General features: G+C 43.1%; 15 protein-coding genes. 7 read left to right on the top strand and 8 right to left on the bottom strand.

The window, feature by feature from the left end:
• Positions 1 to 160: 160 nt before the first annotated feature.
• The 3 genes from KJS58_RS12095 to KJS58_RS12085 are packed head-to-tail and all read right to left on the bottom strand — an operon-like array spanning position 161 to position 3468.
• On the bottom strand, positions 161 to 2200 hold the full coding sequence (locus KJS58_RS12095; RefSeq protein ID WP_213532771.1) for a DUF6449 domain-containing protein: 2040 nt from the start codon (positions 2198 to 2200) through the stop codon (positions 161 to 163).
• Entirely contained in the window at positions 2172 to 3077 is a 906-nt protein-coding gene (locus KJS58_RS12090; protein WP_213532770.1) for an ABC transporter ATP-binding protein, read from the bottom strand. Before KJS58_RS12090 ends, KJS58_RS12095 begins: the two co-directional genes overlap by 29 nt.
• Complete coding sequence (locus tag KJS58_RS12085; RefSeq protein ID WP_213532769.1) at positions 3070 to 3468, bottom strand: GntR family transcriptional regulator; 399 nt, start codon at positions 3466 to 3468, stop codon at positions 3070 to 3072. The genes KJS58_RS12090 and KJS58_RS12085 overlap by 8 nt, the downstream gene beginning before the upstream one ends.
• Before the next feature lie 214 nt (positions 3469 to 3682).
• Between KJS58_RS12085 and KJS58_RS12080 the strand changes: the two genes are divergently transcribed.
• A complete protein-coding gene (locus KJS58_RS12080; RefSeq protein ID WP_249717241.1) occupies positions 3683 to 4333 on the top strand; it encodes a futalosine hydrolase in 651 nt (216 codons plus the stop codon).
• Positions 4334 to 5167 (top strand): 1,4-dihydroxy-6-naphtoate synthase, encoded by an 834-nt coding sequence (locus KJS58_RS12075; protein WP_213532767.1) that lies wholly within the window; start codon positions 4334 to 4336, stop codon positions 5165 to 5167.
• 210 nt (positions 5168 to 5377) lie between these two features.
• Here the strand turns inward: KJS58_RS12075 and KJS58_RS12070 are convergent, their stop codons facing one another.
• On the bottom strand, positions 5378 to 6673 hold the full coding sequence (locus KJS58_RS12070; RefSeq protein WP_249717239.1) for an ATP-binding protein: 1296 nt from the start codon (positions 6671 to 6673) through the stop codon (positions 5378 to 5380).
• Between the two features lie 478 nt (positions 6674 to 7151).
• Complete coding sequence (locus KJS58_RS25635; RefSeq protein WP_191803866.1) at positions 7152 to 7370, bottom strand: MerR family transcriptional regulator; 219 nt, start codon at positions 7368 to 7370, stop codon at positions 7152 to 7154.
• A gap of 243 nt (positions 7371 to 7613) precedes the next feature.
• Here KJS58_RS25635 and KJS58_RS12060 point away from each other — a divergent pair, with 243 nt between their 5' ends.
• From KJS58_RS12060 to KJS58_RS12045, 4 genes are all read left to right on the top strand, one after another.
• Positions 7614 to 9212 (top strand): flavin monoamine oxidase family protein, encoded by a 1599-nt coding sequence (locus KJS58_RS12060; RefSeq protein WP_213532766.1) that lies wholly within the window; start codon positions 7614 to 7616, stop codon positions 9210 to 9212.
• 45 nt (positions 9213 to 9257) lie between these two features.
• A complete protein-coding gene (locus KJS58_RS12055) occupies positions 9258 to 9851 on the top strand; it encodes a RidA family protein (protein ID WP_249717237.1) in 594 nt (197 codons plus the stop codon).
• A 26-nt stretch (positions 9852 to 9877) separates the two neighbouring features.
• Positions 9878 to 10066 carry a twin-arginine translocase TatA/TatE family subunit gene (locus KJS58_RS12050; protein ID WP_213532765.1) on the top strand — a complete coding sequence of 63 codons (189 nt, stop codon included), beginning with the start codon at positions 9878 to 9880 and terminating at the stop codon, positions 10064 to 10066.
• A 126-nt stretch (positions 10067 to 10192) separates the two neighbouring features.
• Entirely contained in the window at positions 10193 to 10885 is a 693-nt protein-coding gene (locus KJS58_RS12045; protein ID WP_213532764.1) for a hypothetical protein, read from the top strand.
• Positions 10886 to 10999: 114 nt separating this feature from the next.
• Here KJS58_RS12045 and KJS58_RS12040 read toward each other — a convergent pair whose 3' ends face one another.
• The 3 genes from KJS58_RS12040 to KJS58_RS12030 form a co-directional block, all read right to left on the bottom strand.
• Complete coding sequence (locus tag KJS58_RS12040; protein WP_283771272.1) at positions 11000 to 11746, bottom strand: amino acid ABC transporter ATP-binding protein; 747 nt, start codon at positions 11744 to 11746, stop codon at positions 11000 to 11002.
• 21 nt (positions 11747 to 11767) lie between these two features.
• Complete coding sequence (locus tag KJS58_RS12035) at positions 11768 to 12427, bottom strand: amino acid ABC transporter permease (protein ID WP_213532763.1); 660 nt, start codon at positions 12425 to 12427, stop codon at positions 11768 to 11770.
• Positions 12428 to 12553: 126 nt separating this feature from the next.
• A complete protein-coding gene (locus tag KJS58_RS12030) occupies positions 12554 to 13330 on the bottom strand; it encodes an amino acid ABC transporter substrate-binding protein (RefSeq protein WP_213532762.1) in 777 nt (258 codons plus the stop codon).
• A 223-nt stretch (positions 13331 to 13553) separates the two neighbouring features.
• Between KJS58_RS12030 and KJS58_RS12025 the strand changes: the two genes are divergently transcribed.
• Positions 13554 to 13781 carry a hypothetical protein gene (locus KJS58_RS12025; protein ID WP_213532761.1) on the top strand — a complete coding sequence of 76 codons (228 nt, stop codon included), beginning with the start codon at positions 13554 to 13556 and terminating at the stop codon, positions 13779 to 13781.
• The last annotated feature ends 132 nt before the right edge of the window (positions 13782 to 13913 follow it).

Here is a 13913-nt window from a genome sequence, read left to right as displayed (position 1 = left end):
TCTTACGGGTTCTTCCCATATATGCCGTTCCTGTATAAATTTTCTTATCCTTTTATATATACTGTATTCTCTCTCTAACCGTCAAGCTAATCTAGCTCTGTTTAACCTTTTTTAACTATTTTTCTATTTTCGATTTCAACGATAATTTCAATGTTTCTTTTTACTGTAACCCCTCAGGAAAATCCTCCAGCGACCAGATGACGCTCTCTCCATCATTAAGAGTGACCTTGACGAGGTAAGGATTGTTCTCTTCGTTATACTCTCCGTACACGTTGAAATCCTTTTGATTCAGGATAATATTCTCTTTATCCTCTTCCTTCATTACCCGAGTTTCTCCTGCCAGTTTAGCCATAAACTGATAGTAATCTAATGTAGGATTCTCCGCATTCAGATCTACCACAAAGCCTGTGTTTGCGACATTTCGTGTAATAGTCATTGAAGTAATATCCGCTGGGGTCATACGTATTTGATCAGCATACCCTTTTTCCTCTAACCAAGCTCCAAGCTCCGTAAACGATTTATTCCAGCTTCCATAATAGTTATTATTTCTATTTCCAACATTATAAAATTCGATATACGACCAAGCCATCTGGTTTCTTGCCTTGCGCTGATCTTCATAACTCGCATTCATCAATTCTTGAATATACAATGCTTTCAACTCTTTAATTTCATTGGCATCTGTAATTTCAATCCGGCCACCTCCATATGGACCATCTAAAATAATTCGGGAGGTCGGATCCTCATTCAGTTCCTTTATTTTATAGGTCAGCTCCTTATAATAAGCACTCTCCATAATCGGTTTCAGAGAACCCTCAAATTCTGAAGCAGTAACTCTATATTTACGAATAACCCGATGACCATTCTTTAGTTCATACCCAATGGTAACGTCGATGGTGTCACTGGTATACTCTTCATTTTCAGTCAGCTCGCCTTCTTTATACTTACTGACCAGAGTCTGATGCAGCTTGATCACAGCTGCAGTGTACTCTTCATCTTCAGTAAAATAAGAACTTAAGTTAATATTTTTCCGCTGTCCGTAATCATCATATTGATTAGCAAATGAAAAATCGGAATCACTATACAGTACACTTTTTACATCCGCTTGTTCAGGAACACGGGACTCATATCCACCGATACCCGATACAGGAACATACAGAATAGCCGCCAGCGTGATCATGTAGATCACACCATGTACAAGTACCTTCCGCGAAAACACCAACCAAGTACGATGAAGGACCATCTGCACAACAAGATATCCCAATCCTCCTCCAAGGATATAGCCGATCATCATCATTATTCTGCTGTTGTCTCTCATTCCGGACATATAAATTCCGCCAACCAACGAGCAGAACAGCATCACGAGAATAATAAATAATGGGGTGAGAAAACGGTATACAATCGTCTGACTTGCCGCTGCCCCATCTCTTTTGCGATAAAGAAAATATCCAACCCCCAAGAAGAAGAAGGCAAGTACGAGGTACATCGTCAGTTCAAACCAGCCAAAAGGTTCTCTTGAGGCTCCCGCAATTCGGAGCAGAGGGGTTACCTTTTCTAACGTGAACAAGTTGCTGTACCCATTCTCAAAATAATTATCATGAAAACCAAACAGAAATTGCCTGATATGCGCGATACCCAGCACCATGAGCCACGCAGGTGTAAATAACAGCCCATAGGTAATTACCATCTGAATCAACGTTTGTCCAAAACATATCGCCATCAATATGGTAAAAGCACATACAAATAGCCCCAGAATCGTGTATATAATTCCGAACTCCCATACCATCGTAAGATCATACACGTAATAATCGGCATAGGGCCGGATCAGTGCCGTAAGAATAGCTGTTATCCATACCGGAACCGTAATGAGCACAAGTGCACTGCATAGGTGTGATGTTAACAGCTGGCTCCTTGTGATCGGCAGTCCATGGTAGAGATCCGACGGCGCCTTCGCGTGAAGATAACGAAAGATAAACGTTCCAGCGAGTACAGGGAAAATGAGTAATAAGACAAGTGATATTCCGTTTGCTATATCGTATAACGAGTTCAATTGTTGAACCGGCTGACCTTCGCGAACTTCAAACAACATAAGGAATGGAATGAAAAATAACAGTGCAAGCAGATACAAGATTCCGATCCATCCATACTGTTTCAGGTCTTGACGAATGATGGCTTTATTGAAGTACGACCTTATGGATGTCATAGCCCACGTCCTCCATTTCATAAATAAAGATTTCTTCCAGTGTTAACGGCAGTACATCGAGTAAGTAAGGCCCATACGCTTCAAACACCTTCCTTACTTCTTTTTCATTCCCTTTTACAATAAAAGTTTCTACACTGCCTCGTTTCTCGCCGTGGAGAATGCGTACATTGTTAGCAAGTGACTCTTCATGAGATTGATCTCGAAAAGCAACCTGGATTTTATGTGTATCTGCTTTCAGGTCATCAAGGTCCTTCTCTACAATCAACTGGCCGTGATGCATAATGCCGACATGATCACATAAATCTTCAATTTCTCGCAGGTTGTGAGAAGAGATGATGACGGTAAGTTCACGTTCAGCCGCTTCCTGGAACAGCAGGTTTTTAACCTGTCTGCGCATCACGGGATCGAGACCATCGATGGGCTCATCCAGCAGTAAAATATCCGGCATACAGCTGAGTGCCAGCCAAAAAGCAGCTTGCCGCTGCATCCCCTTGGACATCCGGTGCAGCTTACGTTTCCTATCCAGTTTGAACACCGCATCTAGCTGCTGATAACGTTCATCACTCCAGCTGGGATAGATTCTTTTATAAAAAACAGCCATCTGATCCAAAGAGGTCTGCGGAAAAAAGTAAGGGATATCCGACATGAAAATGATCCGCTGTTTCAGTGCATTATTCTCATATACAGGTGCACCTTCTACATTCACACTCCCCTGATCCGCTTGATAGATACCTGCTATTGTCTTCAGTAATGTCGTTTTACCTGCCCCATTCGAACCTAACAATCCAAAAATACTCCCTTTTCGGATGGTCAGCGACAATTGGTTGACTGCCGCTTCGGTCTCAAACAGTTTGGTAACTCCAGATACCTCAATCATGGTTTTCCTCCTGTTCTTTGATATGAATCTCGTTCTTTACGTTGTTATAGAGAAGTGTAATATCTGAGTCTTTGATGCCTAGATACACTGCTTCTGCAAAGAGCTTCCGCAGCTCCGTCTTTACTTCTTCTCTCCGCTTATCATCCGGTCTATGTTCAGGTTTAGCAACGAAACTTCCTTTTCCTTGCAAAGAATATATGTAACCTTCTCTTTCCAGTTCCCGGTAGGCTTTCTGGATCGTGTTGGGGTTTACTGTAAGTTGCCCAGATAAATGCCTGACGGAAGGTAATTGTTCATCTGGCTGCAATACACCCATCATGATCATCTCCTTCATTCTCTCGATTAGCTGTTCATATATCGGCTTGCGACTGCGCACATCTAACTCAAACATGTGATGCCTCCTTTCTTAACAGATTGTTCTTCGTCCTAATCTCTGTTGACTGAACTAACTGTACTACAACTCATAATACAGTATGTTTTGGTCTTGTCAATCTAAACCTTCCGATAGAAAGTGAAAGTGCTATAATAATAAGATCAAAAATTTACTCTCGTTATATCTCGTATGTACAAGATATATCACCTTACTAGAGGAGATGAGCTATATAATGACCTCACGCATTCTCATCGTGACTGCAGTAGAAGCGGAGCAAAAAGCAATTGAAAATGGCTTGCCTGCGGGTTTGTCAGCAGATGTTCAGGTGATTGCAGCAGGAGCCGGACCCGCAGCGGCTGCAGCTGTAACCTCTGCCGAACTTGCTAAGCATCCGTATCGCCTCGTCATTAATGCTGGGATCGGCGGCGGCTTTCCAGCAGAAGCCGAGGTAGGCTCGGTTGTCCTTGCGACAGAAGTGATCGCAGCTGACCTAGGCTCTGAAACTGCAGAAGGATTCCGCAGTGTAGATGAACTGGGTTTTGGTAAATCAAGTGTGCCTGTAGATCGTACCGTCGTTCAAAGATGGGCCGAGGCACTTCAAGGCGAAGAAACCCATGTTTATACAGGGCCCATTCTTACTGTGTCTACCACAACAGGTACAAAAGCTACAGCCGATGAACTGCAAAGACGCGTACCCGGTGCTGTCGCAGAATCAATGGAAGGTTTTGGCGTGGGGACCGCGGCAGCACATTTTGGAATCCCTTTTGTCGAGATTAGAGCTATATCTAACGTAGTAGGACCGCGCGACCGTGAAGCATGGCGAATTCCTGATGCACTAAGAGCACTTACACTGGCCAGTTCAAAGCTATTGGAGGTTTTATAAATGAAAATTGTATATTCCCCGTGTCCAAACGACACGTTTGTCTTCCATGCACTCATACATGGGCTCGTTCCGAATACACCTGATTTTGAAGTAAGATATGCAGATATTGATATAACGAATGGTCTAGTAACAACGCCAAATGAGTATGATATTTTAAAAATCTCATATGCTGCACTTCCTTGGCTGTCAGATGAATATCGCTTAATTCCTTGCGGAGGAGCTCTCGGCAGAGGAAACGGTCCACTAGTGCTTACAGCAAATTCAGATACAGACCCAAGTTCGCTGCAAGGAAAAAGAGTGGCTGTCCCAAGTGAACGCTCCACTGCCTACTTGTTGTTCCGATTATGGGCAGCTCAAAATGTTCCCGGCGGCATTGGTGAAGTTGTAGTGATGCCATTTGATCAGATTATGCCAGCCGTTCGTGATGGACAGGTAGACGCTGGTCTCGTCATCCACGAGGCACGTTTTACTTACCCTTCTTACCATCTTCAATTGATGGCTGATATGGGAACCTGGTGGGAAGCAGATACGGGACTTCCGATTCCGCTCGGTGCTATTGTTGCCCGCCGTTCCCTTGATCCTGCGCTCATCACATCTTGGATTCAAAGCTCCATTGATTATGGATGGAAGCATCCTGAAGCATCTCGCAGCTATATCCTAGAACATGCGCAAGAAATGGACGAGCACGTAGCCCAGCAGCACATTGACTTATATGTAAACGAGTTTACTAGAGAGCTTGGCGATGAAGGTTATCATGCGATCGAAGCTCTGCTCGGCCGCGCTGCTAAAGAAGGACTTGTTCCTGAGATTGATTTTTCTGCCTTACGCAGTTAACGAAAATACAAAAAGACGGTAGGCGAACTAGTTTAGGCTAGTTTGCCTGCCGTCTGAAGTTTTACATCTAGATTCACCTACCATCTGAAGCTTTACATATAAATTACCTACTCCGTCTGAAGCTCTGTATCTAGATTACCTACCGTCTGAAGCTCCACTTAAAGTGGAGTTTTTGTCTTCTTCTAAGCAAAAAGACTTTTCGAATCTTGATCAGATAGAAAATGTCCCATCGGCAGGTTCATATAAAGGGAGTATTAACGTAAATGTTGAACCTGATCCCAGCACACTATGTACGGTAATGGATCCCTCGTGATCTTGCGCAATTTTTTGACATAATGAAAGTCCAAGACCTGTGCCCTCATCTTTTGTTGTATAAAAAGGATTAAAAATCTGCTGTAGCATTTCTGGTGGTATACCACTGCCCGTATCTTGAATCCGTATGATTGCATTTTGTTCTAATCTGCTGACTTCAAGGTTAACCTGCCCCGGGGTATCCATAGCTTCCAGCGCATTTTTCACAAGATTCAGCAATACTTGCACGATCTTGTCTCTGTCCATATAGATGTAAAGTGAATCATCCTGAATATTTAGCAGCAGTTCATGTCCACGTGATATAGCATCCGATTCTGATAAGGAGACGACACGCTCCACACATACTTTTAAAGATTCCGCCCTCATGTTACTTGCATGCGGTTTCGAGAATTGTAAAAATTCTGCTGTGAGTTCGGTAACCCTCGTGATCTCACTCATGATGACATCATACCAAGGCTGAATGTTATAGGATTGTACTTTAGAAAGTTGAACAAATCCTCGAATCGCGGTTAGCGGATTACGAACTTCATGAGCCATTCCGGCAGCAAGTTCACCTACTACCTTCATTTTCTCTGAACGAAATAAATCTTCTTCGCGCTGAAGCCATTGTTCTCTGCGAATACGAAAGAGCTTGTCCTCTGCCCTTTGAATTAATTGATTGAGATCATCCGTCTCTTCAGGATAATGTGTAATACTGAAAGACACCTGATAACCGAGTTCATCGGGTTCCAGCAGCTGTGCAATATGCGAGGGAGTGTAACATTCTGAGGGGATGAGAATCGCATACCGATCGCCGGCATATCTCGAAATTCCGAATGCATTAGGGAATATAGACTTGAGTGCTTGTCCAACGGTAGATAAGGCTTCATTTCCACTTTCGAGCCCATCATGATTAAAAGATTTAAAGTTCTGAAGATCAAGCAGCGTCAGGTAAAAGGAGTGTTTCTCTTTAACAAGTTCCTGTATCTGATTCATATAACCAAAATAATTAAGCAGTCCTGTCAAAGGATCATGTGCGGCAAGATAGCTGTTTTCCTCAAGAAGCTTTTGTTTCTCTGCTTCCCCGCGCAGAACATGATGAAACACAATGACAACAACGACAGCAGAGATGAGATCAAATATAGTTACAAAAAGGGTGTAAGTACCAATGGGGACATAGGTCAGGCGAACGATCGTGTACTCTATAATAAGCATAATAGAGATAGGTAACGTTTTGCGATAACTTTTTTTCTCGTCAAAGACGCTCAACATCAATATATAATACAGTATAACGCACCAATTCAGCTGTGTAGAATAATGAAATAACCCTAACATCAGCCATTGGAATTTTTTAAGTATTGGAAATTTGGCATCTAATAAAACACTGCTCAAAAACAAAGCCGCAAACAAAAACATAAACGGTTCATTATGAGATGTATCCAACATACAAGAAGAGATAATGATAAAGAAACAGCCTAAAGGAAAAAAGATTAATTTAATTCGATGTATTAACAACAAGCCGCACTCCCTCATGCATGTACTTTGGACTCGCATTTCCATTTATTGGACAAACATAATCTGTATTATATACTACTATTCCGAATTTTACTGCAGAATAATGGCAAATAAACGTAAAATACACTGTTATTTTGCATCCCAAGTAACCTGCTCGAAGAACGGCTTCAAGTATTCTCTACATCACATTCTTTTTTCCTCTCTTCTCTTTAAGTTCAAACGTATTAAATCCCTCCTTTAATTTCTGATGAATCTCTCTAATCTTACGTACATCTTCAAAAGAATATCTACGGCTTCCTCCCTTCGTTCGGGCCGGAAATACAAGCTGCCTTTCTTCGTAATATCTAATTTGTCTCTCCGACAAACCGGTTAACTCCTTCACCATACCAATGCTCATAATTTGATTATCCAATAGAACCACTCCTCATGTCATATTTTATATCATTAACAAGAAGAAATATTCGGCATGTGATTTTTGTTTTTTGATCATGGAAATAATTGTATGTAATTTTTCTTTGGAATTCAATATTTATTATAAAATAAAAAAACCATGTTAGATTACCTTCCAGAAAATATCACAAATGCTTCTTTTTTGCTAACATCAGCTATATGACAAACACGTAAAAGGAGCTGATCCCTGATGAGTAAATCAGAACGCCCGCAGGATATGTCAAGAAGACAGTTTCTGACCACAGTCGGAAAAGTTGGTGGATCTCTTGCTGTATTTAGCCTCATGGGGACCATGGGCTTACTTTCCCCCGAAACCATGAAAGCTCAAAGCTATACCCCGCCTGGCCAGAATGATCTTTCGCTGACTGGCCGCAAAGGTAAAAAGATCATTATTCTCGGAGCCGGAATCGCAGGCCTTACGGCAGCTTATGAATTAGAAAAAGCGGGATATGATTGTACCGTTCTGGAAGCAAAGCCTTTTGCGGGGGGACGAAACTTCACGGTTCGCCGCGGCACCTCCTTGGCTGAGATCGGTTCAAAAACTCAATTTGCTCAGTTTGACCCAGGCTCCTACCTGAATGCGGGTCCGATGCGAATTCCTCAGTTCCACTCCACGCTTGAATACTGCCGAGAATTTAACATCCCGATCGAACCCTTTAATAACGTGAATGAAAGTGGCTACTACTACAACGAAAATGTGGGCAGCTTGTCGAGTCAAAGGATTCCAAAACGTGCGGCAAAAGCGGATGTCAGGGGCTATGTTTCCGAGATGCTGGCAAAAGCCGTTAACCAGTCTGCACTCGATCTGCCTCTGACTTCGGAAGAGAAACAGAAACTCGTCGATTATCTAAAACGCGAAGGTGATCTAAGCGCAGATTTATTTTACCGGGGATCTTCTCGCGGCGGTTATAAAGCGGAGCCCGGCGGCCATCTGAATGCAGGCGTTATCCGTGACCCTTTTGACCTGAAAGCCATTATTAACTCTGGTTTCGGTAACTATTTTGGTAATGAATACGGATATGATCAGCAGATGATGATGTTTCACCCCGTTGGAGGCATGGACAGGATCGTCCAGGGGTTCGAGAAACGACTCGGCAATCGGGTTAAACTCTCAGCAGAAGTCACCGAAATCCGGCAATCCGCTGATGGAGTCCGCATTCGTTATAAGCAAAAAAATAAAGAACTAGAATTCACCGGCGACTACTGCATCTGCACGATCCCTCTCTCCGTTCTACGCAAAATCCCAGCAGACTTCTCTTCTAAAATGGCAAGTGCCATTGCTGCAACCAAATATGCTTCTGCCGGCAAGATTGGTTTGCAATTTAAGCGCAGATTCTGGGAGGAAGACGAGCATCTCTATGGCGGCAGCAGCTTAACGAACATGGATATTACCCAAATCTACTACCCTCCTACAGACTATATGAGTAAAAAAGGAGTCCTCCTTGGCTACTATGTAACCGGAACGAACGCGGATAAGCTTGGCAGTATGAGCTATCTTGAACGTGAGAAACATGCCTTAGCTCAAGGAGCCAAGATTCATCCGCAGTATATAAAGGAATTCGAATCTTCCTACTCTATTGACTGGAAACGTGTCCCCTTCCAAGAAGGAGCCTGGGCAACGTATAGCGCAGAAGAACGATCGGGAATCTATAAGACGCTGTGCGAACCCGATAACCGAATCTATCTGGCAGGTGATCACATTAGTCATATTGTCGCGTGGCAGGCAGGTGCAATTGATTCTGCGCGGTCGGTTGTAGGACATATTCATCAGCGGGTCATGCAGGCGTAGATCAACGGCCACTTAGGAATTTTAAATAAGAGGAGGAAATACAAGATGAAAAAGACAATCCAAAGGATCATGCTCGCAGGTGTATTGATGGGAAGTTTCAGTATGACTGCATTCGCAGAGAATGCACCCATAGAAGTTAAAGGGACTGTGGTTAGCGTCACTTCCACTCCCTCCGCTTCAAGCACGCCACGCTCAGCGGTAACCACCGATTCCGGTGCAACATTTTACGGCAACCCTACTTCCTCCATTTCTAGTGGAACCATTGTTCCTGAAGGAGCTGCATACCTGTATACGAGTGGTACTGTTCCGCCCGTGCTGAATAAAGAGGGAAGCACGATCTATGAGCGGTATGGAGATACCAAGACTCAAGCTGTCGGCGTATTGAAAACCATTGAAAAGCAGCTAACAGATCAAGGACTTTCTATGAAGGATGTCGTATATCTCCGTGCCTACCTAGTGGCAGACACTGCAAAGGAGGACAAGTTCGACTTTGCGGGGTGGAACGAAGCCTACGGTGAATTTTTTAATAATGAGAAAAATCCGGTGAAACCTGCCCGTTCTACCGTTGGTGTTGCTGGACTTGTCAGTTCCGATTGGCTCATTGAAATTGAGGCTGTTGCGGTTTACCCGAAGAAATAAACCTGACTACGAAGGAGAGATGAACGATGCTTCAAAATATAGGAATTACCGGCATCATTATGATCCTTGTCCTTGTTCTGATTTTATTCGGTCCTTCAAGACTCCCCGAACTTGGGCGAGCCGTAGGACGCACTTTATTCGAATTCAAATCTTCCGCGCGTGAGCTTGTAGGGGATAGTAAAGACGATGAAGATTCTGCGAAGAAAATAGACTAGGTATTTTTCTATATATCCTTCCTATAGATCCCTTCTAGCGCTTCAACGCCAGGGGGGATTTTCCTTTTCCTTCATCTGATATACTTAAAGTAGTAAGGACTTACTCTATTTAAAGGAGAACCAAATATGCTGCAAGAGAATCAAAAGCCTGAAGAAAAATTACAGCGCTACGGAGTGAGTTATCTTCCTGAACGTTATCTGGAACACTTATATCCTTCCGAAGATGCCTACTACCCCTTTTCTTACGAAGGAGTTACGAGTCATATACAATTCTCAGAAACAGAAATTACACCTTCACTACAAAGTGTGGAATCTTGGATGCCAGAGTGGATGACACAGATCAGTGCATTCCCTATTTACTTTTGTGTGGTACTCCCCGCTTATTCAGAAGCAGAATTTAAAATCAAATTTGATGAACTGAGAGCTACCTACCAATTATCTAAAGGAAGAAGAAGCTCTATTTTCGTTGTGAAAGCACTGGATGAAGAATTATTCCGTAGATTACTCCCCATCATCTTATCCATTGGAAGTAACAATGACATAGCCCTCTGGTCAACTCGTACCCATGCTTTTCAAGTAGTGGAGAAAGAACTAATCTATAGAAAACCAAAACGCAAGAAGAAGTTGACGATCGAAACCAAAGCTACAGATTATGAGATGAAGGTCGTTCTTGAGCCAAATACTTCTGTATTCTGGGTTGGCCATGATGCAGATAATCTTCATCTTCTCTCATCAGACCCTCATATGGCAACTTATGATCGTCTTTGCTCCACTCTACCTGCTACTGTCTTGACCACCCTCGAGGGGCTTTCTGACTAATAGATCTTATCTATATAACCTGAATAAGATACAAAAAAATCCCCTTCACAGAAAACAGGTACCTAACGCTGTTTACTGTGAAGGGGATTCTTATCTTATTTACTTCGTCTTACCCTACTCGCTTCGAGTAAGGAACGCTTTTGTCCGCTCCAGCTTCGGATTTCCGAAGATCTGTTCTGGAGTTCCTTCTTCTGCAATCTCACCTTGGTCCATAAAGATCACACGGTCCGCTACATCACGAGCAAAATTCATTTCATGCGTAACAATAACCATCGTCATGTTCTCATCTGCCAGTTTACGAATAACGCGAAGTACTTCTCCTGTCAGCTCAGGATCGAGCGCCGAGGTAGGTTCATCAAAAAGCAGGATTTCCGGGTTCATCATCAGCGCTCTGGCAATGGCCACACGCTGTTTTTGCCCGCCTGATAGATTAGCAGGATAGGCATCCCCTTTATCAGAAAGACCCACTTTCGCAAGCAAATCGGCCATCCGTGGCTTTAACGCTGCTTTGCTTTCTTTTTTCACCACTTTCGGGGCAAGTTCCAAATTCTCATTGACTGTTAAATGTGGAAACAGGTTAAAGTGCTGAAATACCATTCCCATGCGTGCCGTAATTCGCTTAATTTCCGCTGCACTCACATACTTTCCATCCGATACAATGGCTTCACCGCCGATGCGAATGCTTCCTCCATTAACTTGTTCTAGATTCACTAAGCTGCGAAGCATCGTACTTTTTCCAGAACCCGAAGGTCCTATTACAGCGACTACTTCTCCTGGCTTCACATTAAAATCTATCTTCTTCAACACATGCAAATCACCAAACGATTTTTGCAGATTCGTTACTTCTATCATATTTGTCATTACACGACATCCCTTTGTTGTTTATTCAAATTTGTACTTTCTCTCCAGCGCTTTGAAGATCAGCGTCAGCACAAGTGTCATTAATAAATAGATAATGGCGGCAATCGCAAAAGGTACAATCGTTGCATCCCTGTTCACCGCCGTTTGTGCAAAATGGAGCACTTCCGGTACAGCTACTGCATACAGTAGTGCCGTATCTTTCACGAGTGTAATCGATTCATTTGCTGTAGATGGAAGAACGACTCGAATCATCTGTGGTAAAATAACTTTGGTTAACGTCTGGAATTTGTTCAGTCCAAGTACCTGCGAAGCTTCATATTGTCCCTTGTCGATCGATAGCAAGCCGCCTCTGAAAATCTCCGCAAAATAAGCAGCATAGTTCAGTACAAACGCAAGTCCTGCAGCAACGGCACGATCCATCACGAGATGCTCCCCTATAACAGGCAGCATGGGTAGTCCATAACAGAAGAACAATAGTTGCAATAGCAGCGGTGTGCCTCGCATCACATAAATGTACGTATGTGCAAAAGCCGACACTGGTTTAAACTTGCTGTTCGCCATCAGGGTAAATAAAAATCCAATCGGAATGGACAAGATGATTGCTGTGAAAAATAGTAAAAGTGTTGTCCGTGCACCTTCGAGCATCGGAAGTGTAATACTCCAAAGATAATCTAATGTCATATTCTCAGGCTCCTAAGTAAAAAGAAAACCGGATAAGAAACTCCCCGGTTTTCAATCCTATTAATGAATTTCTTAAATCAGGTCTAATATGAATGCTATAAGCGTTATTTATGAGTTCAGCTAGGCTTAGCGAAGCACCTTATCTTCACCAAACCATTTTTCCGAAATCGTAGTAGCTGTTCCTTCTTCAATTAATTCGTCTAAAGCGGTTTGCAGACTCGTCAGCAGTTCTTCATTCCCCTTCTTCACACCGATTCCGTATTCCTCTGGAGACAACGTTTCATCCAAGATTTTATACGTTCCTTCTTCAAGAGACATATAATAGTCAGCTACCACTTCATCAATGACAACCGCATCGAGGCGACCGCTCTTCAGATCACTTAGAGCAAGTACATTATCGGGGAATTCGGATATACTCTTGATCTGATCTTTGATCGGATTCTCACTCAGTGCATCCGATGCAGAAGAAAGATTTTGCAACCCTACTTTTTTTCCAGCGAGATCAGCAAGTGTTGCAAGTTGTGAGTCAGCCAGCGTTACTACAACCTGACTATTTTTAAGATAAGGCTTGGTGAACAATACTTTATCTTTGCGATCCTCTGTAATCGTATAGCCGTTCCAGATTAGATCGATACGTCCACTGTTCAGCTCTGATTCTTTGGAAGACCAGTCGATGGGTTGGAACTCTACTTCTTTACCCATTTTTTCAACTGCTGCTCTCGCATAATCTATATCGAATCCAACAATCTCATTCTTCTCATCTCTGAATCCCAGCGGGGCAAACTTATCGTCAATACCAATGACAATCTTATCTGCCCCACTTCCGCTTGTATCACTTCCGCAGGCTGCAAGAATAACGACCATTAAACTTAAACTTAATGTAATCCATAATGACTTTTTCATGTTGTTTCCCTCCGTTGTATCTATATCAAAACGCTTTAGTTCGCTACCATGTTACCAAAGTAAAACTATCATATCACAAAATAAGGGAAGCTGCCAAGAGGGAATGAAAAGCTGGGGTGCTCCAGTGGCAGATGAGGGTTCCGATCCTCGCCAAGGGCTGGAGTGCTTCAGTAGCAGATGGGGGTTCCGATCCTCGCCAAGGGCTGGAGTGCTTCAGTAGCAGATGGGGGTTCCGATCCTCGCCAAGGGCTGGAGTGCTTCAGTAGCAGATGGGGGTTCCGATCGTCGTTGGAGCTGGATTCTCACGGTTGACTCTCATAGATGTAAGCATCCAGCTCCAAATACGAACGCTCCGCTTCTTCACCCCCATTCTGCCTCTTTCGCTCTTGGTCCTTCTCTTATTTTTATAGAGCAGGGAGATGAGGTATTGTTCCTCTATACCTCACTTTAAGGAAGGAACAACACCTCAGCTATTTGATGCGTAGCGTAATACGAACTGTTTCCACTTTAATTCAGCCATATAAAAACTGCACTTCATCAGTTAGATGATATCTAATAGATGAAGTGCAGTAATGTTTTTTGT

This window comes from Paenibacillus sp. J45TS6 (genome assembly GCF_018403285.1).
Classification (GTDB): domain Bacteria; phylum Bacillota; class Bacilli; order Paenibacillales; family Paenibacillaceae; genus Paenibacillus.
The sequence above is the reverse complement of the archived record's forward strand: the minus strand, read 5'-3'. Positions and strand labels throughout refer to the sequence as shown.